Origin of the sequence: Novosphingobium sp. UBA1939 (assembly GCF_002336885.1) — a bacterium.
GTDB lineage: Bacteria > Pseudomonadota > Alphaproteobacteria > Sphingomonadales > Sphingomonadaceae > Novosphingobium.
Map to the genome: position 1 here is coordinate 48,189 of NZ_DDFB01000016.1, position 21,789 is coordinate 69,977.

21 protein-coding genes and 1 tRNA gene are annotated in these 21,789 nt (G+C 66.4%); 12 read left to right on the plus strand and 10 right to left on the minus strand.

Going from position 1 to position 21,789, the window contains the following annotated elements; translation table 11 throughout:
• The first annotated feature begins 32 nt into the window (after positions 1-32).
• The 4 genes from rph to B3547_RS03060 are packed head-to-tail and all read left to right on the plus strand — an operon-like array spanning position 33 to position 3,433.
• A complete protein-coding gene (gene rph / locus B3547_RS03045) occupies positions 33-749 on the plus strand; it encodes a ribonuclease PH (RefSeq protein WP_194920729.1) in 717 nt (238 codons plus the stop codon).
• The gene (gene rdgB, locus B3547_RS03050) at positions 746-1,375 is read left to right on the plus strand and encodes an RdgB/HAM1 family non-canonical purine NTP pyrophosphatase (RefSeq protein WP_292960048.1); all 630 of its coding nucleotides are present in this window, start codon (positions 746-748) and stop codon (positions 1,373-1,375) included. Before rph ends, rdgB begins: the two co-directional genes overlap by 4 nt.
• Before the next feature lie 10 nt (positions 1,376-1,385).
• Positions 1,386-2,540, plus strand: a complete 1,155-nt coding sequence (gene hemW, locus B3547_RS03055) for a radical SAM family heme chaperone HemW (protein WP_292960050.1) — start codon at positions 1,386-1,388, stop codon at positions 2,538-2,540.
• The gene (locus tag B3547_RS03060; RefSeq protein WP_292960053.1) at positions 2,537-3,433 is read left to right on the plus strand and encodes a tyrosine recombinase XerC; all 897 of its coding nucleotides are present in this window, start codon (positions 2,537-2,539) and stop codon (positions 3,431-3,433) included. The genes hemW and B3547_RS03060 overlap by 4 nt, the downstream gene beginning before the upstream one ends.
• 7 nt (positions 3,434-3,440) lie before the next feature.
• Here B3547_RS03060 and B3547_RS03065 read toward each other — a convergent pair whose 3' ends face one another.
• The 3 genes from B3547_RS03065 to B3547_RS03075 all read right to left on the minus strand — a co-directional run bounded on the left by B3547_RS03065 (position 3,441) and on the right by B3547_RS03075 (position 5,982).
• A complete protein-coding gene (locus B3547_RS03065) occupies positions 3,441-4,763 on the minus strand; it encodes a sensor histidine kinase (protein WP_124807670.1) in 1,323 nt (440 codons plus the stop codon).
• A gap of 132 nt (positions 4,764-4,895) precedes the next feature.
• Entirely contained in the window at positions 4,896-5,573 is a 678-nt protein-coding gene (locus B3547_RS03070) for a response regulator transcription factor (protein WP_292960055.1), read from the minus strand.
• Between the two features lie 109 nt (positions 5,574-5,682).
• Complete coding sequence (locus B3547_RS03075) at positions 5,683-5,982, minus strand: PepSY domain-containing protein (RefSeq protein WP_124807509.1); 300 nt, start codon at positions 5,980-5,982, stop codon at positions 5,683-5,685.
• A gap of 131 nt (positions 5,983-6,113) precedes the next feature.
• Between B3547_RS03075 and B3547_RS03080 the strand changes: the two genes are divergently transcribed.
• The gene (locus tag B3547_RS03080) at positions 6,114-7,913 is read left to right on the plus strand and encodes an ABC-F family ATP-binding cassette domain-containing protein (RefSeq protein WP_292960057.1); all 1,800 of its coding nucleotides are present in this window, start codon (positions 6,114-6,116) and stop codon (positions 7,911-7,913) included.
• A 43-nt stretch (positions 7,914-7,956) separates the two neighbouring features.
• On the opposite strand, the gene B3547_RS03085 is transcribed toward B3547_RS03080, so the two are convergent.
• Both B3547_RS03085 and B3547_RS03090 read right to left on the minus strand, forming a co-directional pair.
• Positions 7,957-9,765: a DUF885 domain-containing protein gene (locus B3547_RS03085; protein ID WP_194920712.1), complete on the minus strand. Its 1,809-nt coding sequence runs from the start codon at positions 9,763-9,765 to the stop codon at positions 7,957-7,959.
• A 93-nt stretch (positions 9,766-9,858) separates the two neighbouring features.
• Positions 9,859-10,335 (minus strand): DUF6456 domain-containing protein, encoded by a 477-nt coding sequence (locus B3547_RS03090; RefSeq protein WP_292960129.1) that lies wholly within the window; start codon positions 10,333-10,335, stop codon positions 9,859-9,861.
• Between the two features lie 108 nt (positions 10,336-10,443).
• Between B3547_RS03090 and B3547_RS03095 the strand changes: the two genes are divergently transcribed.
• Both B3547_RS03095 and B3547_RS03100 read left to right on the plus strand, forming a co-directional pair.
• Positions 10,444-11,016 (plus strand): helix-turn-helix domain-containing protein, encoded by a 573-nt coding sequence (locus B3547_RS03095; protein ID WP_125955386.1) that lies wholly within the window; start codon positions 10,444-10,446, stop codon positions 11,014-11,016.
• The gene (locus B3547_RS03100; protein ID WP_292960062.1) at positions 11,013-12,224 is read left to right on the plus strand and encodes a glycosyltransferase; all 1,212 of its coding nucleotides are present in this window, start codon (positions 11,013-11,015) and stop codon (positions 12,222-12,224) included. Before B3547_RS03095 ends, B3547_RS03100 begins: the two co-directional genes overlap by 4 nt.
• Positions 12,225-12,351: 127 nt before the next feature.
• Here the strand turns inward: B3547_RS03100 and secF are convergent, their stop codons facing one another.
• The 3 genes from secF to yajC are packed head-to-tail and all read right to left on the minus strand — an operon-like array spanning position 12,352 to position 15,299.
• Entirely contained in the window at positions 12,352-13,329 is a 978-nt protein-coding gene (gene secF / locus B3547_RS03105) for a protein translocase subunit SecF (RefSeq protein WP_292960064.1), read from the minus strand.
• 15 nt (positions 13,330-13,344) lie between these two features.
• Complete coding sequence (gene secD / locus B3547_RS03110) at positions 13,345-14,937, minus strand: protein translocase subunit SecD (protein ID WP_292960066.1); 1,593 nt, start codon at positions 14,935-14,937, stop codon at positions 13,345-13,347.
• Positions 14,938-14,969: 32 nt separating this feature from the next.
• On the minus strand, positions 14,970-15,299 hold the full coding sequence (gene yajC, locus B3547_RS03115; RefSeq protein ID WP_190287084.1) for a preprotein translocase subunit YajC: 330 nt from the start codon (positions 15,297-15,299) through the stop codon (positions 14,970-14,972).
• Between the two features lie 236 nt (positions 15,300-15,535).
• Between yajC and B3547_RS03120 the strand changes: the two genes are divergently transcribed.
• A tRNA-Pro gene (locus B3547_RS03120) sits at positions 15,536-15,612 on the plus strand.
• Between the two features lie 84 nt (positions 15,613-15,696).
• Here B3547_RS03120 and katG read toward each other — a convergent pair.
• Positions 15,697-17,868, minus strand: coding sequence for a catalase/peroxidase HPI (katG, locus tag B3547_RS03125; protein ID WP_292960069.1), 2,172 nt, complete (start codon positions 17,866-17,868; stop codon positions 15,697-15,699).
• Positions 17,869-18,090: 222 nt separating this feature from the next.
• On the opposite strand from katG, the gene B3547_RS03130 reads away from it, so the two are divergent.
• The 4 genes from B3547_RS03130 to accC all read left to right on the plus strand — a co-directional run bounded on the left by B3547_RS03130 (position 18,091) and on the right by accC (position 21,034).
• Positions 18,091-18,504, plus strand: a complete 414-nt coding sequence (locus B3547_RS03130) for a holin family protein (protein ID WP_292960071.1) — start codon at positions 18,091-18,093, stop codon at positions 18,502-18,504.
• A 107-nt stretch (positions 18,505-18,611) separates the two neighbouring features.
• Positions 18,612-19,049 carry a type II 3-dehydroquinate dehydratase gene (aroQ, locus tag B3547_RS03135; RefSeq protein ID WP_292960073.1) on the plus strand — a complete coding sequence of 146 codons (438 nt, stop codon included), beginning with the start codon at positions 18,612-18,614 and terminating at the stop codon, positions 19,047-19,049.
• 139 nt (positions 19,050-19,188) lie between these two features.
• The gene (gene accB / locus B3547_RS03140; RefSeq protein ID WP_292960075.1) at positions 19,189-19,674 is read left to right on the plus strand and encodes an acetyl-CoA carboxylase biotin carboxyl carrier protein; all 486 of its coding nucleotides are present in this window, start codon (positions 19,189-19,191) and stop codon (positions 19,672-19,674) included.
• Positions 19,675-19,687: 13 nt separating this feature from the next.
• Complete coding sequence (gene accC / locus B3547_RS03145; RefSeq protein ID WP_124807594.1) at positions 19,688-21,034, plus strand: acetyl-CoA carboxylase biotin carboxylase subunit; 1,347 nt, start codon at positions 19,688-19,690, stop codon at positions 21,032-21,034.
• Positions 21,035-21,155: 121 nt separating this feature from the next.
• On the opposite strand, the gene B3547_RS03150 is transcribed toward accC, so the two are convergent.
• The gene (locus tag B3547_RS03150; RefSeq protein ID WP_124807595.1) at positions 21,156-21,758 is read right to left on the minus strand and encodes a DedA family protein; all 603 of its coding nucleotides are present in this window, start codon (positions 21,756-21,758) and stop codon (positions 21,156-21,158) included.
• Between the last annotated feature and the right edge of the window lie 31 nt (positions 21,759-21,789).

A 21,789-nucleotide genomic window follows, 5' to 3' on the forward strand; every position in this document is an offset into this window, starting at 1 on the left:
TCATCGGCATGCGGATTTGCAGGATAATCACCATGCGCCCTTCCGGCCGCGCCGCAGACGAAATGCGCGCCATCACGATCGAGACCAACTTCACCAAGCATGCCGAAGGTTCGGTCCTGATCGGATTCGGCGATACCAAGGTGCTGGTTACCGCTTCGGTGGAAGAACGCGTGCCGCCGTTCATGCGCGGCAAGGGCGAAGGCTGGGTGACGGCGGAATATTCGATGCTGCCCCGCGCCACCCACACGCGCGGCAGTCGTGAGGCGGCCAAGGGCAAGCAGTCCGGCCGCACGCAGGAAATCCAGCGCCTGATCGGCCGCAGCCTGCGCGCCGTGACCGACCTCAAGAAACTGGGCGAACGTCAGATCACGCTCGATTGCGACGTGATCCAGGCCGATGGCGGCACCCGCACCGCCTCGATCTCGGGCGCGTGGATCGCGCTGCGCCTCGCCGTGCAGAAGCTGATCGACGCCGGCGCCATCAACGACGATCCGCTGACCGAAAAGGTCGCGGCGATCTCGTGCGGAATCGTGAACGGCGTGCCGGTGCTGGACCTCGACTACATCGAGGATTCGTCGGCCGATGCCGATGCCAACTTCGTGCTGATCGATGGCGGCAAGATCGCCGAGGTGCAGGCCACCGCCGAAGGCGCGACCTATGACGAGGAGGGTCTGCTCCGGCTGCTCCGCCTCGCCCGCGTGGGTTGCGCGCAGATCTTCGATGCACAGGCCAAGGCTGTCGCGCGGTGACACGCCACCTGGCGCGCGGCAAGCTCGTCATCGCCACGCACAACAAGGGCAAGCTCCGCGAAATCCAGGCGTTGCTGGCGCCCTATGGCGTGGAGTGCCTGTCCGCCGGCGAACTCGGCCTGCCCGAACCGGCCGAAACCGGCACGACTTTCGTCGAGAACGCGCTGATCAAGGCGCGCGCGGCGGCGGAAGCAGCGAGCCTGCCAGCGCTGGCCGACGATTCCGGCCTCTGCGTCGCCGCGCTGGGCGGGGCGCCCGGCGTCTATACCGCCGACTGGGCCGAAGCTGCATCCTATGAAGGCGGCCCCGGTCGCGATTGGTACATGGCCATGGGCAAGGTCGAAGGGAAACTGTGCGAACAGGGGCCGGATACCCCGCGCGACGGATACTTCGCCTGCGTTCTCGCCATCGCCTGGCCCGATGGCGCCAGCGCCGTCTATGAAGGCCGCGCGCACGGCACGCTGACCTGGCCACCGCGCGGCACGCTGGGCTTCGGCTACGATCCGGTGTTCGTGCCCGCCGGTGGCACCCGCACGTTCGCCGAACTCGATGCGGAGGAAAAGCATCGCATCAGCCACCGCGCCGATGCCTTCGCCAAGCTGGTCGCGGAACAGTTCCCCGAGTAGAACCGGGCCGATGACGCCGCTCGCGCTCTATATCCACTGGCCGTTCTGCCTGGCGAAGTGCCCCTATTGCGACTTCAACAGCCATGTCCGCGAACGCACCAACATAGGCCAGTGGCAGGCCGCGCTGCTGGCGGACATGACGCACGAGGCCACTCTGACCGGCGGCCGTGAACTGACCTCTATCTTCTTCGGCGGCGGCACGCCTTCGCTGATGCCGCCCGCGCTGGTCGAAACCCTGATCGCGCAAGCTAGCCGGCATTGGCGCTTTGCCGAAGACATCGAGATCACGCTGGAAGCCAACCCTTCCTCGGTGGAAGCCGCCAACTTCGCGGCGCTGGCGCAGGCCGGCATCAACCGCGTCTCGCTGGGGCTTCAGGCGCTGGACGATACCGCCTTGCGCTTTCTCGGCCGGCTTCATGACGCCAGCGAAGGGCTGGCCGCGCTTGCCGTGGCGCAACGGCATTTCCGCCGCGTCAGCTTCGACCTGATCTATGCGCGCCCCGATCACACCCCGGAAAGCTGGGAAGCCGAACTGACCCGCGCGCTGGCCTTCGGCACCAGCCACCTTTCGCTGTACCAGTTGACGATCGAGCCGGGCACGCGCTTCGCCACGCTGGTGCGCGAAGGTCGCTTCACGCCGCTCGACGACGACGCGGCCGGCACGCTTTTCGGCCTGACCCGCGAACTCACCGAGCGCGCCGGCCTGCCCGCCTACGAGATCAGCAACCACGCCCGCCCCGGCCAGGAAAGCCGCCACAACCTCACCTACTGGCGCTATGGCGACTACGTCGGCATCGGCCCCGGCGCGCACGGGCGGCGCGGCGGCGTGGCGACAGTGCGTCACCGCAAGCCGGAAAACTTCCTCAAGGCGGTGGACGCGCAGGCGCATGGCCTTGCCGAACAGCGCGCGCTGGGCATGGCGGAGCAGGCTTCCGAAGCGATGCTGATGGGCCTGCGGCTGGCCGAAGGCGTGGACGTGAAGGCGCTGGCGGCGCGGTTCGGTTTCGCCGAAAGCGATCTCGTGGTGCCCACCAAGCGCGCGTTCTACACCGGATTGGGCCTGCTGAACGATACCGGCGACCGGCTGGCCGTGACCGAAAAGGGCATGCCGCTGCTCGATGCGCTGCTGGCCGAACTCGTGCCCGCGAGCCTGGTCGCGGCATGACGCCGCAGGACATCCTCGAAGCCTGGGGCCAGCACCTTTCGCTGGCGCGGCGCCGCTCCCCGCATACGGTCCGCGCCTATCTCGCCACCGCCACGCGCCTGCTGGCGGCGCTGCCCCCCGCGCAGGACTGGACCTCGCTCGCCCGGCTCGATCCCGCCACGCTGCGCACGCACCTTGCCGCGCGGCGGGCAGACGGGATCGGCAATGTCTCCGCCGCGCGCGAACTGTCGGCGATCAAGTCGTTCATCGCCTTCGCGCGCGAACAATCCGGCGAAACCGGCATCGCACCGCCCCGCCTGCGCGGCCCCCGCGTGAAGAAGGGCCTGCCGCGCCCGATCACGCCGGACGAGGCGGTCAATCTCGCCGCCATGGTTGCCGAAGACGCCAGCGAGGAATGGATCGCCGCGCGCGATCGCGCCGTCCTGCTGCTGCTCTATGGCGCGGGCCTGCGCATCGCCGAGGCGCTGGCCCTGCCGGCCGCCGTCCTCCCGCTGGGCGAATCGCTCGTCGTCACCGGCAAGGGTAATCGCCAGCGCGTCGTCGCGATCCTGCCGATCGTGCGGGCGGCGGTGGAGGACTATGCCGCCAAGGCGCCCTGGCCGCTGACGAAGGACGCCCCCCTGTTCCGGGGCGCCAAGGGCGGTCCGCTCGCGCAGGGCATGGTGCAGAAGGCCGTCGCGCGCGCCCGCACGGTGCTTGGCCTGCCTCCCACCGCGACCCCGCACGCCTTGCGGCACAGCTTCGCCACGCACCTGCTCGGCGCGGGTGCAGACTTGCGTTCGTTGCAGGAGCTACTGGGCCACGCTAGCCTCAGTTCAACGCAGATCTACACCAAGGTGGACGCGGCAACGCTGCTGGACGTCTATCGCAACGCCCATCCGCGCGAACGGTAGGCGGCCGTTACTTCACCACCACGCGCGGCAGGCGCAGCGTGGTCAGCAACCCACCCAGATCCTCGCTTTCGTTCAGCGAAATCGAACCGCCGTAAAGCTCGGCCACGTCGCGCACGATGGCCAGGCCCAGCCCGGTCCCCGGCTTGCCGGTATCGAGCCGCGCGCCCCGATCGAAGATGCGCTCGCGCGCTTCCTCGGGAATGCCCATGCCGTCGTCCTCGACCCAGATGTCGCAGAACTTCGGGTCCGCCGGGTTTGCGTCCACGGTGATGAACACGCTGCCGCCGCCATACTTGGCCGCGTTTTCGATCAGGTTGCCCAATATCTCGTCCAGGTCCTGCCGCTCGATCGCGACCTGCGCCTCGCGGCTACCGTCCATGTCGAAGCGGACCTTGGGATAAAGGCGCGTGACGGCCCGCTCCACCGCCTCGGCGCTTTCCCACACCACCGCGCGCGAAAGGCCGGTCGCCCGGCGGCCGACGGCGCGGGCGCGGGCCAGGTGATGGTCGACCTGACGCCGCATCACCGCCGCCTCGCGGATCACCGTATCGGCCAGATCCGAAGCCTTGGCCGTGGCCGCGTTCATCACCACCGTCAGCGGCGTCTTGAGCGCATGGGCCAGGTTGCCGGCGTGGGTGCGGGCTTCCTCCGCCTGCCGTTCCGAATGTTCGAGCAGCGCGTTCAGCTCCAGCACCAGCGGCTGCACTTCCAACGGCAGCGGCTCGTTGACCCGGCTCGCCCCGCCTTCGCGCATGGCCGCGATCGCCCGCCGCACGCGCCGCAACGGCCCCAGCCCGTAATAGGTCTGCAAGGCCGCCATGCCGAACAGCCCCAGCCCCAGCACCACGAACGACCAGATCAGGATCGAGCGGATGCGGCGGATCTGCGCGTCGAGTTCACTGCGGCTGGCGGCGACCGCGAACTGCCACAGCGTGTTGCTGCCCGGCAGGATTACCGATCGCTCGATCATCCGCAGCCGCTCACCCTCGAACTGGCCGCTATCATAGATGTGCGGCTCGGTATCGACATGGTCGCTCTGGAGCTTGAGCGTGCGGTCCCACAGCGAGCGTGAGGGGAAATCCTCATGCCCCTGCCCGCTGATCTGCCAGTAGAGCCCGCTGTTCGGTTCCAGAAAGCGCTGGTCCCCCAGCGGCCGATTGAAGAACACTTCGCCATCCGGTCCGATCTCGGCCGAGGCGACCATGGCGGTCAGCATGTAGCCCAGCTGTTCGTCGAAATTGCGCGTGACCAGGCCGGTCAGCGTGCGGTCGAGCGCGAGCCCACCGCCCAGCAGCAGCACCGTGATCCACGCGAACGCGATCAGCATCATGCGCCGCGCCAGCGATCCGGTGTGCGGCGCTGTCTTCGGTTCCTGCGCGGTGGTGGTCACGCTCTCAGTTCCCTGCCCGTCCGCCGCGATGCCGCGTCATGCCCTGCGGTGCCGCGGACAAGGCGCCGATCGTCAACCGCGGCCCGGATAGGCCGGATCGTCGAGGCTGTAACCCAGCCCCCGGATCGTGGTGATCACGTCCGGCCCCAGCTTCTTGCGGATACGGGTGACGAACACCTCGATCGTGTTCGAATCCCGGTCGAAGTCCTGATCGTAGATATGCTCGATCAATTCGGTGCGGCTGACGACCTTGCCCTTGTGGTGAAGCAGGTAGGACAGCAGCTTGTATTCCTGCGCCGTCAGCTTCACCGGCTCGCCGTTCAGCGTGACCCGGCCCGAACGGGTATCGAGCCGCACGTCGCCGGCGATCAGTTCCGAAGAAGAATTGCCCGAAGCCCGGCGGATCAGCGCGCGCAGGCGGGCGATCAGTTCCTCGGTCTGGAACGGCTTGGCCAGATAGTCGTCGGCGCCCGCGTCGAGCCCGGCCACCTTGTCGGACCAGCTGTCGCGCGCGGTCAGCACCAGCACCGGGAATTTGCGCCCTTCCTTGCGCCACATGCCCAGCACGGTCAGCCCGTCGATCTCGGGCAGGCCCAGATCGAGGATCACCGCGTCGTAGTCCTCGGTCGAGCCGAGAAAATGGCCGTCCTCGCCGTCGGTGGAAAGGTCGACGGCGTAGCCATTGTGTTCCAGCGTGGCCTTGAGCTGCTTGCCGAGGGTCGGTTCGTCCTCGACGATCAGGATGCGCATGTAAGGCTGTCCCCTGCTGCTCGCCCGCTCCCATGCCGGAGAGCGCGCGGTTACGTGTTCAGGAATGCTAGATGATCCCTTGAACCTGAACGGTCAAGGAATGGAAAGATCAGCGGGATTCACCCAGCACCTGCCCGGTGCGCGCATCCACGTCGACGAACATGACATGACCTTCGCGAATGAACTTCAGGCGATAGACCATGGCGGCGGGATCGTATTCCGGCCCCAGGTATTGCATTCCCGGCTTGGTCGGCAACACGGTCCGCTCGATCTCGCGCAGCGAACGCACGTTGCCCGCGCGCAGGTCGCGGCGGACTTCGCCCTGGGCGTCAGGACGGTTCGGGGCCGAAAAGGCCGTCGCAGGCAAGGCCGCGAGACCGACGGCGGTAAAGGCGATGATCCAGCGCATGATGCTGCTTTGCCTAGAGCCGAAGCATTGAACAAGGCGTGAATGCGGATGCCGGCGGCGGTTCAGGCAAAAAGTGCCGGCCGGGAGTACTGACCCTAGACCTTCTGCCCACCGGCGGCTAAGCGCGCGGCATGGCAGCAGCACCGATCTTGAGCTGGGAGGGCCTTGGGCTTCTCCAGGGCACCGGCTGGCTTTTCCGCGATCTTGACCTCCACATCGGCCCGCGCGACCGGCTGGCGCTGATCGGCCGCAACGGCGCGGGCAAGACCACGCTGCTGCGCCTGATCGCCGGGCAGATCGATGCCGATAAGGGCAAGCGCTCCATCCAGCCGGGCGTGCGGCTGGTGACGCTGGAGCAGGACCCGTTCTTCACCGGGTTCGATACGCTGATGGATTTCGCGCTGCACGGGCCGGACGCGCCGGAACGACACGAGGTGGAAGCCATCGCCAGCCAGCTTGGCATCGACATGGCCCGCAAGGCCGAAAGCGCCAGCGGTGGCGAACGCCGCCGTGCCGCGCTGGCCCGCGCGCTCGCCTCAGACCCCGACATCCTGCTGCTGGACGAACCGACCAACCACCTCGATCTCGCCGCGATCGATTGGCTGGAATCCTGGCTCCAGCGCTATACCGGCGCGTTCGTGGTCATCAGCCACGACCGCACGTTTCTCGAACGGCTCACCCGCGCCACGCTGTGGCTCGATCGCGGTTCGCTGCGCCGCAAGGACATCGGCTTCGGCGGCTACGAAGCGTGGATGGAACAGGTCTATGCCGAGGAAGCCCGCGCCGCGGACAAGCTGGACGCCAAACTGAAGATCGAGGCGCACTGGCTTGAGCGCGGTGTCACCGCACGGCGCAAGCGCAACCAGGGCCGGCTTGAAAAGCTCTGGGAAATGCGCGCCCAGCGCGCCGCGATGCTCAGTCCGCAAGGCACGGCGAAGCTCGCTATCGCCAGCGATGACGAGGCCAAGAGTAAGGCGGTGATCGTCGCCGATCACGTCACCAAGACGTTCGGCGAAGGCGCCGGCGCGCGCGCGATCATCAAGGATTTCAGCCTGCGCATCACCCGGCGCGACCGCATCGGCGTGGTCGGCGCGAACGGCGCGGGCAAGACCACGCTGCTCAAGCTGCTGACCGGCGAACTCCAGCCCGACAGCGGGACGGTCACGCTGGCCAAGACGCTCAGCGGCGTGATGATCGACCAGCAACGCAGCCTGATGTCGCCGGAAAAGCGCGTGCGCGACGTGCTGGCCGAAGGCGGCGACTGGATCGACGTGCGCGGCGAACGCAAGCACATCCAGGGCTATCTCAAGGACTTCCTGTTCGATCCCGGCCTCGTCGAGGCGCGCGTCGGCACGCTGTCGGGCGGCGAACGCTCGCGTCTGCTGCTCGCGCGCGAATTCGCCCGCAAGTCCAACCTGCTGGTGCTGGACGAGCCGACCAACGACCTCGACCTCGAAACGCTCGATCTGCTGCAGGAAGTGATCGCGGATTACGACGGCACCGTGCTCATCGTCAGCCACGACCGCGACTTCCTCGATCGCACCGTCACCATCACGCTGGGGCTGGACGGATCGGGCAAGGTCGATGTCGTGGCCGGTGGCTATGCCGACTGGGAAAAGCAGCGCAAGGCGCGCGTTGCGCCGGTCAAGGCCGCGCCCAAGGCGGAAAGCGCCCCGCCGCCGCCTCCCCCGGCCGCGAAGAAGGGCAAGCTCTCCTACAAGGATCAGCGCGATTACGAACTGCTGCCCAAAAAGATCGAAGAACTCGATGCCGCCATTGCGCGCGGCGAAGCACAGCTGGCCGATCCGGACCTCTACGCGCGCGATCCGAAGAAATTCGATGCGCTGATGGCCGCGCTGGAAAAGGTTCGCGCCGACAAGGACGCGGCCGAGGAGCGCTGGCTGGAACTGGCGGAGATGGCGGAAGGCTGAGAGCCGGTAACTCCCGCCTTCCGCTGCCCCAGCCCGTCCTTCGTCAGCCGCGCTTCGCTTCGGCGATCCGTTCGTCCACCCGCCGCTCCAGCATCGACAGCGGCATCACGCCTTCCTTCAGGATGTCGTGGAACCAGGGCAGGCTGAAGCGGTCGCCCAGTGCCTGCTGCGCCTTGGTGCGCGCGGCAACCCAGGCCGTGTGGCCCATCTTGTAGCTGCACGCCTGCCCGATCGAGGCGCAATAGCGCTCGATCTCGCGCTGGCTGCGCGGCCGCGCGAAGCCCACTGTGTTGACGAGGTAATCGGTCGCTTTCTCGCGGCTCCAGCGGTAGTGGTTCAGCCCGGTATCGACCACCAGACGCGCCGCGCGGAACAGGAAGGACTGGAGATAACCGGCGCTTTCGATGCCGGTATATCCGCCCAGTTCGTCGGCCAGTTGCTCGGCATAGAGCGCCCAGCCCTCGCCATAGGCGGAAATGAAATAGTCCTTCAGGAACATCGGCAGGTTCCCGCCGCTGCGGGTATAGCCGCCCTGCAAGTGATGGCCGGGAATGCCCTCGTGGTAGGTCAGCGCTGGCAGCGAATATTTCGGCCAGTCGGCCACGTCCTTCAGGTTGATCCAGTAGATCGCCGGGCGCGAACCGTCGAGCGGCGCGGAATAGTAATACCCGTTCGGCGCGCCATCCTGAATTTCCACCGGAACGCGGCGGATTTCGAGCGGCTCGGACGGGATGTCGCGGAACGCGCGCGGCAGTTTCTGCGTCATCGCGGCGATACCCGCGTTCAGGCTGGCGATCAGGTCCAGGCGCCCCTGATCGGTGTTCGGATAACGTTGCGCGGGCGAGGCGTTGAGCGCGGTCAACCGCGCCCCAACCGAACCGGTGGTGAAGCCCGCGCCCTTCAGGATGGCGTCCAGCTTCGCGGAAATATCGGCTACCTGCTCCAGCCCGATCTTGTGGACCTGCTCGGCCGTGTGATCGGTGGTGGTCGCCTTGCGCAGCGCCAGCGCGTAGATCTCGTCGCCCTTGGGCAGACGCCACGCGCCATCGCCCGGCCGCGTGCGCCCGCGCAACTGCTGCATCAACGCGATCTGGCGATCGAGCGCGGGATAGACGTCTCCCGCCACGATCCGGGCAGCCCGGCTTTCCCAGTCGCCTGCCACGCTCTTCGCCGTCGTTCGCTTGACCAGCGATCGCACCATGGCGTTCTGTTCGGGCGACGGTGCGCGCAGCGCGCGCATCTGCTTCAGCACCAGATCGACGGACCATACCGGCGCGATCAGGCCGCGCCCGGCGTCGCGCCGCTGCCGCGCGGTTTCATCGTCCAGCGCGAAAGCGAAGGCCCGCAGCCGCGTCAGATAGGCTTCGGCGTCATCGGCGTTCTCGACCGGGTGCTGGCTGTCGAGAAAGTCGGGAACACTGAAATAGACGCCGCTCTGCTGCGTGATCGGATAGGGATTTTCCACGTCGTCCAGCCCGAACGGCTTGCCGGCGAGTTCCTGTTCGAACTTGTAGGCAAGGACATCGCGGTTCAGCCGGGCGGCGGCGCTCAGGCTTCCCGCATCCACGCCACGCATTGCCGCCAAGGCGCGTTCGTTGAACGCCCGCGACGCGTCCTTCCCGGCCTCGCTGTAGTCATCAAGCCGTGCTCGCAAGCCGGCACGAGTGCCCTTGTCGAGGCCAAGGCGCGTCGCGTTTTCGGGCTCGATCAGCAGCTGTTCGTAGAACAACCTGTCGGCCAGCGCGTTGAACGCGGCATCGCCGGCCGTCTGGGCCAGAACCCGGAGCGGCCAGCCTCCGCCAAGCGCACCCGCCGCGATTCCCGCGAATCCCAGAAATTCCCGTCGTTCCATGAAGTTGCTTCCCGACACTGTGGTTTCAATCGATACGGCCTGACACGGCGCAGGGATAGCCCGCAATGACGTTCGTCGATCCGCCTGTGTCGTTCATCGGATGCAATAAAAGTCCGCCACACGGTCAAGCGCGATGCGCAAGACCAGCTTACCGCTGCGGACAGGCCAGTCCAGCGCCTTCTCCGCCATCGCCAGGGCATCGCCGGAGCAAACCACCCGCCACAGAATATCGCTCAAGCCGGTTCCCGCGGCGGCGATCGCCGCATCGAAGCGTTCCTTCGCCGCGATCTGCCGCTCGGTCGGCGAAAGGTTGCGCTCGCCACCGCCAAAACGCACCGGTTCCCAGCGCATCGTGACGGCTGACGCCAGTTGCGCGCGCTCCCAATCGGTCCGCAGGCGCTCCCCCGCGTCGAACTGCCGGTCGCTGAGATGGCCGCGTGCATGCAGCCAGGTCAGTGGCGATTCGGCGCAATTCACCTTCACGCTGCGCCGCGCGGCCGCCGCGGAACCACGCCCTGCCCGGCGCGGGCCTTCGCTGGTCAGTTCACGATCGATCAAGACCTGGCGCATCGGGTCACCTCCGCTTTGAACATTTGGGGAACGCCGCCGCACTTGCCCCAGGGGCTGCTTTGTAGGAAAGCAATTTCAACTTCCGTTCCTCTCAGAAATGGAACCACCATGATCAACCGCATCCGCGACATCCGTCGCCAGAAAGGCCTGACCCTGGCCGACGTGGCCGCGCGCTGCGTTCCGCCGACGACGGCGCAAACCATCGGCCGGCTCGAAACCGGGATGCGCAGCTTGTCGCTGACGTGGATGAACCGGATCGGCGCCGCGCTCGATGTCGATCCGCAGCTTCTGGTAAAGCCGGACCATTCCGCCATACCCAACGTCGTCGCGCGGCTCACCGCCGGCGGACCTGAGGCGCTGACGCACCCGATGGACGCGGTGCTGCCCACCGAGTTCGGCGGCGATGCGCGACTCATGGCGCTGGTTGTCGATGCGGGCCTGGGCGAATACCGGGCGGGCGATCAGGTGTGGCTGCGGCAGGTCGATCCGGCGGATTATTCGCGTGCGCTCAACCGCGACGTGCTTGCGCCACGCCCTGCCGGCCGCTTCGCCTTCGGGCGGATGATCGACCATCTCGACGGGCGCATCGCACTGCTGCCCCCAGGCATCGGGCAGCGGCAGGTGGTGATCGACCACCCGGCGTGGATCGGCGTGGCGGAAATGCTGGTCCGAAAACTGTGAACCCTGCAACCGGGCGCCGCCTGCTCTCGATTTCGACGCTTTACCCCTCGTCCCAGCGCCCCGGTTTCGGGCGCTTCGTCGCGCGGCAGATGGAAGCGCTGGCCGCGCGCGGCGATTGGGAGGTGACGGTGGTGAACCCCATCGGCCTGCCACCCGTCAAGCTGGCCCGCTATGCCGACATTGCCGAAACGCCGCTGATCGAAACCGGCGGTCCCGTCACGGTCCATCATCCGCGCTTCACGCTGATCCCCGGCCTTTCCGGCCACATCAATCCCCTGCTGATCGCGCGCGCCATCCTGCCGCTGGTGCAGCGTCTCCACGCCGAACAACCGTTCGACATGGTCGATGCGCAGTTCTTCTATCCCGATGGTCCGGCCGCCATGCGCGTGGCCGAGGCGCTGGGCCTGCCGTTCGCGATCAAGGCGCGCGGGTCCGACATCCACTACTGGGGCACAAAACCCTTCGCGCTGCGGCAGATGCGCGCGGCCGCCGAAAAGGCATCGGTCATGCTGTCGGTCTCGCAGGCACTCGCCAACGACATGGCCGCCTTGGGCCTGCCAGCCGGCAAGATGCACGTCCATTATACTGGCCTCGATCACGCGCGCTTTTCGCCCCTGCCGCGCGCCGCCGCGCGGCAGCTGGTCTCGGCCATTCCCGATCTCGGCATCTGGTCGGTCGGTAGGCTCGTCGTCAGCGTCGGCGCGCTGATCCCGATCAAGGGGCAGGCGCTGGCGATCCGCGCCCTGGCCCATCTGCCCGAGGACGTCCGCCTGGTCATCGCCGGCACCGGGGCAAACGAGACCGCGCTCAAGGCGCTGGCGAGCGAACTCGAGCTGGCCGAGCGGGTCCAGTTCGTCGGCGCGGTCGATCACGAGACCCTGCCCACGCTGCTTTGCGCGGCGGACGCCATGGTCCTGCCTTCGGAACGCGAAGGCCTTGCCAATGCCTGGATCGAAGCGCTCGCCTGCGGCACGCCGGTCGTCATCCCCGACATCGGCGGCGCGCGCGAGGTGGTGGACTGCCCCGCCGCTGGCCGCATCGCGGCACGCGATCCGGTGGCCATCGCCACCGCGCTCGGCGATCTGCTGGCCGATCCCCCCGCGCAGGAAGACGTCGCAGCCTGCGCCGCCCGCTTCAGCTGGGACGGCAATGCGGCCGCGATGGCGGAGATTTACGAGGGCGTGGTCCGGGAGCAGACCACAGCCTGACGGCGGGCACAAACACCGCCCCCGTCGTCCCAGCCCAAGCTGGGACCTCAGGCCGCTGCGGGAAACCTTTCAGGGGTCCGTCCCCGGCTGCCCGAGATCCCAGCTTACGCTGGGATGACGCGTTTTCTCACCCCCGCTCGCGCGCCAGGCGTTCCTGCTTTTCCAGCGCGCTTTCGGTGGGGATGAAGCTCTTGGGATTGACCTTCAGCCAGATCAGGATCGGCGCGGCCATGTAGATCGAGCTGTAGGTACCCACGAAGATACCGAGCGTGATCGCCGCGGTGAAGCCGAAGATCACGTCCGGCCCGAACAGCAGCAACGCGACCAGCGTGATCAGCATCGACAGCGAGGTCACGATCGTACGCGCCAGAGTCTCGTTGACCGAAAGGTCGAGCAGCTCCGGCATCGGCATCTTGCGGTATTTCTTCATGTTCTCGCGGATACGGTCGTAGACCACGATCGTATCGTTGAGCGAATAGCCGATCAGTGTCAGCAGCGCGGCCACGATGTTGAGGTCGAACTCCATCTGCGTGATCGCGAACATGCCGAGCGTCAGCACCACGTCATGCACCAGCGCGAACAGCGCGCCGATGCCGAACTGCCATTCGAACCGTATCCAGATGTAGGCCGCCACCGCCAGCGCGGCGAAGCCCAGCGCCTTGAACGCGTCCCAGCCAAGCTCCTTGGAAACCTTGCCCGAAACCGAATCGACGCCGTCAATCCGTGCATCGGCATGGGCCGTCTTGATCGCGGCGGTGATCGTGCGGGCCATCTTGTCCGACAGCGCGGGATCGTGGTCCGATCCTTCGGGCAGCTTCATCCGGATCGAGATTTCGTTGGGCTTGCCGTAGCGCTGGATGATCGGCTCGCCGTAACCCAGCTTGTCCACCTCGCCCCGCAGCTGCGCCACGGGCGCCTCGGCGCTGCGCTCGAAGGTCACGCGGATCATCTGGCCGCCGACGAAATCGACGCCCAGGTTGAGGCCACGCGTCGCCACCAGCGTCAGCGATCCCGCCATCAGCAGCAGGCTGACGATGTAGAACGGCAGCCGCCACTTCAGGAAATGGATGTTGGTATTGTCGGGAATGAGCTTGAGGAGCTTCATGTCCTTCGTCTCCTCTTACAGGCTCAGTTCGGACGGCCGCGCGCGGCGGAGCCACTGCGCCACCCACATGCGGGTCATGGTCACGGCGGTGAACACCGAGGTCACGATGCCGATCATGAGCACCACGGCGAAGCCGCGCACCGGGCCGGTGCCGAACGCGAACATCAGCACCGCGGCGATGACATTGGTGATATTGGCGTCGAAGATCGCGCGGCTCGCTTCCTTGTAGCCCATCTCCACCGCCTGCACCACGCGCCGGCCGCGATGACGCTCCTCGCGGATGCGTTCGTTGATCAGCACGTTGGCGTCCACCGCCGCGCCGATGGTCAGCACGAAGCCGGCGATGCCCGGCAGGGTCAGCGTGGTGCCGACGATGCCCATGATGCCCAGGATCATCAGCACGTTCACGACCAGCGCCAGGTTCGCGTAAACCCCGAAACGGCCGTAGGTGATGAGAATGAAGCCCATCAGCGCGCCGGTGCCGACGAGCATGGCGATCATGCCCTTGCGGATCGAATCCGCGCCAAGGTCCGGCCCCACGGTCCGCTCTTCCACCACCTTGAGGTCCACCGGCAGCGCGCCCGAGCGCAGCGCGATGGCGAGCTGGTTGGCGCTTTCCGTGGTGAACCGGCCAGAAATGACGGCACTGCCGCCCAGGATCGGCTCGTTGATGTTGGGCGCGGACAGGACCTTGCCGTCCAGGATGATGGCGAAGGGCTTGTTGACGTTCTGCGTGGTCAGCTTGGCGAACTTTTCGCCGCCGTCCGAATTGAACGTGATGTTGACGACCGGTTCGTTGGTCTGCTGGCTGTTGGTCTGCTGCGCGTTGGTCAGCTGATCGCCGCGAATACCGCCCAGCCGCTTGACCGCGATCGCGCCCAGCTTGGGGTCCTGATAGGGTACGATCTCGCTGCCCGGAGGGGCGATGCCGCGCGCCACGTCCGAAGGCAGCGCGCTGGTATCCACCAGCTTGAATTCGAGCTTTGCGGTCTGGCCCAGCAGGTTCTTGAGCGCCTGCGGGTCCTGCAGCCCCGGCACCTGCACCACGATGCGGTTGGCGCCCTGGCGGATGATGGTGGGCTCCTTGGTGCCCAGCGCGTCGATACGCTTGCGCACCACTTCCACCGCCGTGTCCATCGCCTGCGTCACCGCCTGGTCGATGCCTTCCTGCGAAGGCGTCAGCACGAAGCGGTTGCCGTCGACGACATCGATCTTCCAGTCGCGCTGGCCGGTCAGCCCCGCGCCGCTGGTCAGCGGCAGCACCGCCTCGCGCACCGCGTCCACCTTGGTCGGGTCGGCCACCACGAACGTCAGCGCGCCATCGCGGTTGGAGATGTCGCTAATGCGGATGTCGCCGGACTGGCGCAGCTTGTTGCGGACGCTTTCCTCCATCCCCTCGATGCGCTGCTGGCGCACCTGAGAGGGATCGGCTTCGAGCAGGATGTGACTGCCACCGGCCAGGTCGAGACCGAGGTTGATCTTCGGCTCCGGCAGGACGGACGGCCAGTTGAGGCCCGCCGTGGCGGTCAGCGAAGGCACGGCGGCCAGCATGCCGACGATCGTCAGCGCCCAGAGCCACAGTACCTTCCAGCGCGGGAAATCGAGCATGAGAACAGGTTCTTTTCGTCTAGCCGATGGGATCAGTCGTTGGCCGGAGCCGTCCCGCCGGGCGGAACGATGTCACCGATCGTCGAACGCACCGCCTTGACGCGCACGTTGGGGCCAAGTTCCAGTTCGGCATAGTGATCGTCCAGCTTGATGACCTTGCCGACCAGCCCCCCGGCGGTGACGACCATGTCCCCCTTCTTCATGGCGGCGATCTTTTCCTTGTGCGCCTTCTGCTGGCGCATCTGCGGCCGCAGGATCAGGAACCAGAAAATGAACGCCATGCCAACCAGCGGCAGGAACGAAAGCCACTGCGGCGGCTCCTGGGTGGCGGCGGGTGCGGCGGCGGAAAGGAATGTCAGCATCATGGAACCGTTCTTGGGATCGGTGGAAAGGCATTGCAACCCGCCCGGACGGAAAGCGGTGTGCCCGCCCGGAAAGATTGCGCAAAAATATGGCCCGGCCGCCTAGCAGCTTGGGCCACGCAAGGCAAACGGCACCCCTTCCGGAGGCACTTTCGGAGACGAAAAATCGTCTCCGCCCAAAGCGCACCATGCCGCTTGCCATCCGCAAGTGACCTGCCTATAGGGCGCGCTCCGGTCGGGACGTAGCGCAGCCTGGTAGCGCATCACACTGGGGGTGTGGGGGTCGGAGGTTCGAATCCTCTCGTCCCGACCAATATTTCCAACAACAACGCACAACGAAACACGCCGCCCACGGAACCCCGCAGGCGGCGCGCTTGTTTTGGCCGTCCGATCCCTGTCAGGCGAGATCGAAGCGGTCGGCGTTCATCACCTTGGTCCAGGTGGCGATGAAATCGGCCACGAACTTCCCGTGGGCATCATCCTGCGCATAGACTTCGGCATAGGCCCTGAGGATCGAGTTGGAACCGAACGTCAGGTCCAATGCCGTGGCGGTCCACTTCACCGCGCCCGTCTTGCGATCACGGATTTCGAAGAGGCCGTTGCCGGCCGGCTTCCAGGTGTTGGCCATGTCGGTCAGGTTCACGAAGAAGTCGGTGGTCAGCGCGCCTTCGCGGGCGGTCAGCACACCGTGCCTGGTTCCGCCGTGATTGGCGCCGAGCACGCGAAGCCCGCCGACCAGCACGGTCATTTCCGGCGCGGTAAGCCCCATCAGCTGCGTGCGATCCAGCATCAGCTCCGCCGGACTGACCGCGTAGTCCTGCTTCAGCCAGTTGCGATAGCCATCGTGGATCGGCTCCAGCGGCGCGAAGCTGTGAGCGTCGGTCTGCGCGTCGGTGGCATCGCCCCGGCCCGGTGCGAACGGCACGGTCGCCTCGATGCCGGCAGCCTTGGCGGCCTGTTCCACACCGACATTGCCGGCCAGCACGATGATGTCCGCCACGCTGGCGCCAACATCCGCCGCGATCGGTTCCAGCACCGCCAGCACGCGCGCCAGCCGGGCCGGCTCGTTGCCTTCCCAGTCCTTCTGCGGGGCCAGGCGGAGGCGCCCGCCGTTGGCGCCGCCGCGCATGTCGGACCCGCGATAGGTCCGCGCGCTGTCCCACGCGGTCGCCACGAGATCGCTGATCGACAGTCCGCTCGCCGCGATCCTGGCCTTTGCCGCGGCGATGTCCCAGCCGGTGCTGCCGGCAGGCACCGGGTCCTGCCAGATCAGGTCCTCGGCCGGTACGTCGGGTCCGTGGTAACGCACCTTCGGCCCCATGTCGCGGTGCGTGAGCTTGAACCAGGCGCGCGCGAAGACCTCGGAGAAATAGGCCTGATCGTCGCGGAACCGTTCGGAAATCGCGCGGTAGACCGGGTCCTTGATCATCGCCATGTCGGCATCGGTCATCATCGGATTGGTGCGGATCGACGGGTCCTCCACGTCGGCCGGACGATCTTCCTCGCGGATGTTGACAGGTTCCCACTGCCAGGCGCCGGCCGGGCTCTTGCGCAGCTCCCAGTCGTGGTTGAACAGCATCTGGAAATAGCCGTTGTCCCACCGCGTGGGATGCGTGGTCCATGCCCCCTCGATGCCGCTGGTGATCGTATCGCGGCCCATGCCCTTGCCGCCCGGATTGGCCCAGCCAAGGCCCTGCTGCTCCACCGGAGAGGCTTCGGGCTCGGGGCCAAGCCGGCTGGCATCGCCATTGCCGTGCGCCTTGCCCACGGTGTGGCCGCCTGCCGTCAGCGCCACGGTTTCCTCGTCATCCATCGCCATGCGAGCGAAGGTTTCGCGAATCTGCGCGGCGGTCTTCAGCGGATCGGGCTGGCCGTTCACGCCTTCCGGATTGACGTAGATCAGGCCCATCTGCACGGCCGCGAGAGGGTTTTCCATCGTCGAAGGCGTGGCGACATCGCCATAGCGTTCGTCCGACGGGGCCAGCCATTCCTTCTCGGCGCCCCAATAGACGTCCTTTTCGGGATGCCAGATGTCCTCGCGACCAAACCCAAAACCAAAGGTCTTCAGCCCCATGGTCTCGTAGGCGATGGTACCTGCCAGCACGATCAGGTCGGCCCAGCTCACCTTGTTGCCGTACTTCTTCTTGATCGGCCACAACAGGCGGCGCGCCTTGTCCAGGCTGACGTTGTCAGGCCAGGAATTGAGCGGCGCGAAGCGCTGGTTGCCGGTGCCGCCACCGCCGCGCCCGTCCGCCGTGCGATAGCTGCCGGACGAATGCCACGACAGGCGGATCATCAAGCCGCCGTAATGCCCCCAGTCCGCCGGCCACCATTCCTGGCTGTCGGTCATCAGCGCGCGCATGTCCTGCTTGAGCGCCTCGAAATCGAGCGACTTCAGCGCCTCGTGATAGCGGAAGCCCTTGCCCAGCGGATTGGTCTTGCTGTCGTGCTGGTGCAGGATGTCGAGGTTGAGCGTTTCGGGCCACCAGCTCGTGACGGAGGCCGCCGTGCTGGTCAGGCCTCCATGCATGACGGGACACTTCCCCGCCGTTGCGGAATTGCTGCTCATTCTGTTTCTCCAGCCTTGTTCATCAACCGCGCCGCATGCGCCGCCGAAATCCGTATCGTTCGGGCGAACTCATTTATCAAAGCGATTTAAATCGTCACAATGATCGCTCAGTGCGATTTCTGTATCTCACATCATGTCGAGCGCCGGAGCAATCATACTTTGGTTTCCTACATGAACCGATACGGTTACTGTCCCGCGTCCTGCCGCAACAAGGACGCTCCCATGCCCCTCCTCGACGCCCTGATTTCCCCCATCTCCTCGATCATCGATCGCATCATTCCCGACAAGGAAGCCCGCGACCGCGCCAAGCTCGAACTGTTGAGGCTGCAAGGCACGCAGGAACTCGAGCAGATCCGCACGCAAATGTCGGCCATCCTCGCCGAAGCGGGATCTACCGATCCATGGACCAGCCGCGCCCGCCCCGGCTTCCTCTACGTCATGTACATCATGATCCTGTGGTCGCTGCCGATGGGCCTGATCGCTGCGGCGCGGCCCGAAGCGGCGCGCGACATCGCCGTCGGTATCACCGCCTATCTCAATGGCCTGCCCGAGCCGCTCTATGCGCTCTTCGGCACCGGCTATCTCGGCTACACGGCGGCGCGCCAGTGGGGCAAGGCCAAGGGCATAGACCGGTAAAGAGATGGACCGCGCGGGTTCCTTCCGGGGATTCGCGCGGCCACTTGCGCATGGCGGCGGCGGCACTATCACGGCGCGGCGGCCACACGCACCGGGAACACGCCACCATGTCAGACAAGACCGTCTTCGTCCTCAATGGACCGAACCTCAACCTGCTTGGCCTGCGCGAGCCGGAAATCTACGGATCACAGACGCTGGACGACATTGCCGGCATGCTGGAAGACCACGCGCAGACGCTCGGCCTCGACATCGACATGCGCCAGTCGAATCACGAAGGCCACCTGGTCGACTGGCTGCACGAAGCGCAGGCCGTGGGGGCAAAGGCCGTGCTGCTGAACGGCGGCGCCTATACCCACACCTCGGTCGCGCTGCACGATGCGATCAAGGGAATCCGGACGCCGGTGATCGAAGTCCACCTGTCCAACCCCCACACCCGCGAAGCATTCCGCCACAAGAGCTACGTCGGGATGGCCGCCAAGGGCACCATCGCCGGGTTCGGTGCGCGCAGCTACATTCTGGCGCTGGACGCCGCCGCCGCGCTCTGACGGCTTCCCGTAGGCGCGAAAAAGCGGCGAAAGCGCCTGTTTTCCACCCTCGCGGGCATTCCCACCCCATCCCCCCCTTGCCAGCGCCGCCCGCTGAAGGCATGGCGGCCAGCCAGTATGACCACCCGCGAGGATTAAAATGGGGCACGACCGCGGCGAAAAGGCCGAAGGAATGGCAATCGACAGCACGCTTGTGCGTGAACTGGCGGAGCTGCTTGCCGAAACCGGGCTCAGCGAAATCGAAGTCGAGGATGGCGAACGCAAGATCCGCGTCGCGCGCACGCTGACGGCGGCGCCGGTGGCGCAGACCGTTGCCGTCGCCGCTCCGGCGCCCGTTGCCGCCGCTGCTCCGGCGGCCGCGCCCGCAACAGCGCAACCTGCCGAGGATCACGCCGATGCCGTGAAATCGCCGATGGTGGGCACGGTCTATCTCTCGCCCGACCCCAGCGCTCCCGCTTTTATCAGCCTTGGCCAGACCGTGAAGGCCGGCGAAACGCTGCTGATCGTCGAAGCGATGAAGGTGATGAACGCGATCACCGCGCCCGCCGCCGGCACCGTGAAGGCAATCCTCGTCGAAAATGCGCAGCCGGTCGAATACGACCAGCCGCTGGTCGTGATCGGCTGAGGCGCCAGCGCCCATGGCCATCAAACGCCTGCTGATCGCCAATCGCGGCGAAATCGCCCTGCGCATCCACCGTGCCGCGCACGAGATGGGGATCGAAACGGTCGCGGTGCATTCCACCGCCGATGCCGACGCGATGCACGTGCGCCTGGCCGATCACGCGGTCTGCATCGGGCCGCCGCCCGCGCGCGACAGCTACCTGAACGTCGCCGCGATCATTTCGGCGGCGGAGATCACCCAGGCCGACGCGATCCATCCGGGCTACGGCTTTCTCTCGGAGAACGCCAAGTTCGCCGATATCGTCGAAGCCCACGGCATCACCTGGATCGGCCCCAAGCCCGAACATATCCGCACGATGGGCGACAAGGTGGAGGCCAAGCGCACCGCCGGCGCGCTGGGCCTGCCGCTGGTTCCGGGATCGGATGGCGCCGTCTCCGAAGTGGAGGAAGCGCGCAGGATTGCCGAGGCGATCGGCTATCCGGTGATCATCAAGGCCGCATCGGGCGGTGGCGGACGCGGCATGAAGGTGTGCAACAGCGCCGACCAGCTCGAAACGCTGATGCAGCAGGCCGGTAGCGAGGCGAAAGCCGCGTTCGGCGATGCCACGGTCTATATCGAGAAGTATCTCGGCAACCCGCGCCACATCGAATTCCAGATCTTCGGCGACGGTAACGGCAACGCCATCCACTTGGGCGAGCGCGACTGCTCGCTCCAGCGCCGCCACCAGAAAGTGCTCGAAGAAGCGCCCTCGCCCGTCATCTCGTCCGAGGAGCGCGCGCGCATGGGCGGCGTGGTCGCGCGCGCCATGGCCGACATGGGCTATCGCGGCGCGGGCACCATCGAGTTCCTGTGGGAAAACGGCGAATTCTATTTCATCGAGATGAACACCCGCCTGCAGGTGGAACATCCGGTGACCGAAGCGATCACCGGCGTCGACCTGGTGCGCGAACAGATCCGCATCGCCGAAGGACGGCCGCTGTCGGTCGCGCAGGAGGACATCGAGTTCAAGGGCCACGCGATCGAGTGCCGCATCAACGCGGAAGACCCGTTCACGTTCGCGCCCTCGCCCGGCCTGGTGAAAACCTATCACGCGGCCGGTGGCATGCATGTGCGCGTCGATTCGGGGCTCTATGCCGGCTATCGCATCCCGCCGTACTATGATTCGATGATTGCAAAGCTGATCGTCTATGGCCGCACGCGCGAAGGCTGCATCATGCGCCTGAAGCGCGCGCTGGAGGAAATGGTGATCGATGGCGTCAAGACCTCGATCCCTTTGCACCAGAAGCTGCTGACCGATCCTGACTTCCTCAGCGGCGATTATACGATCAAGTGGCTGGAAGACTGGCTGGCGAAGGACGCCTGAATCGTTTGCAAGTGCTGCGACTGACGCCGCCTGCGGCGCGCAAGTCTCGCCCCCTCCCGCAAGCGGAAGGGGGCAGCGCTCCATGGATTGCAAGCGATACAATCGCCTTCTGTAAGGGACCTCACTCCTCGCGTGGCTTCCACCGCACCACGCGCCACAGGTAGGCGATAGCCACCAGCGCCATGCAGCCGGTCGCCAGCGGCCCGGTGTACCGATCGACCTCCGCGAAATTGCGGCCGAGATAATAGCCCGCCGCCACCAGCAGCGCGTTCCACACTGCCGCGCCGGCGAAGGTGAACGCCAGGAAGCGGGCGTGGCCCATCCGGGCTAGGCCCGCCGGCAGCGAGATCATCGTGCGCATCACCGGGGCAAAGCGCACGACAAAGACCACCCACTGGCCATGCCGCCCGAAGAAGGCCACCAGCCGTTCCACATCGTGCCAGTCCAGCGTCAGCCACCGCCCGAAGCGGGTGACCAGCGGGTGCAGACGCCGGTATCCGAACGCCCTTCCGATCAGGAACCAGAAATAGTTGCCCAGCGTCGATCCCGCGGTGGCGAACAGCATCAGCGGCGCGATTTCCATCCGCCCCCTGGCCACGGCGATCCCGCCCAGCCCCATGATCACTTCGGACGGGATCGGGGGGAATACGTTCTCGATGACCATCAGGGCGGCGATGCCCCAATAGCCGCCGCCTTCGATCAGGTGGACGATCCAGTCATTCATCGATCACACAACGCGGCGATACGGGAACGGG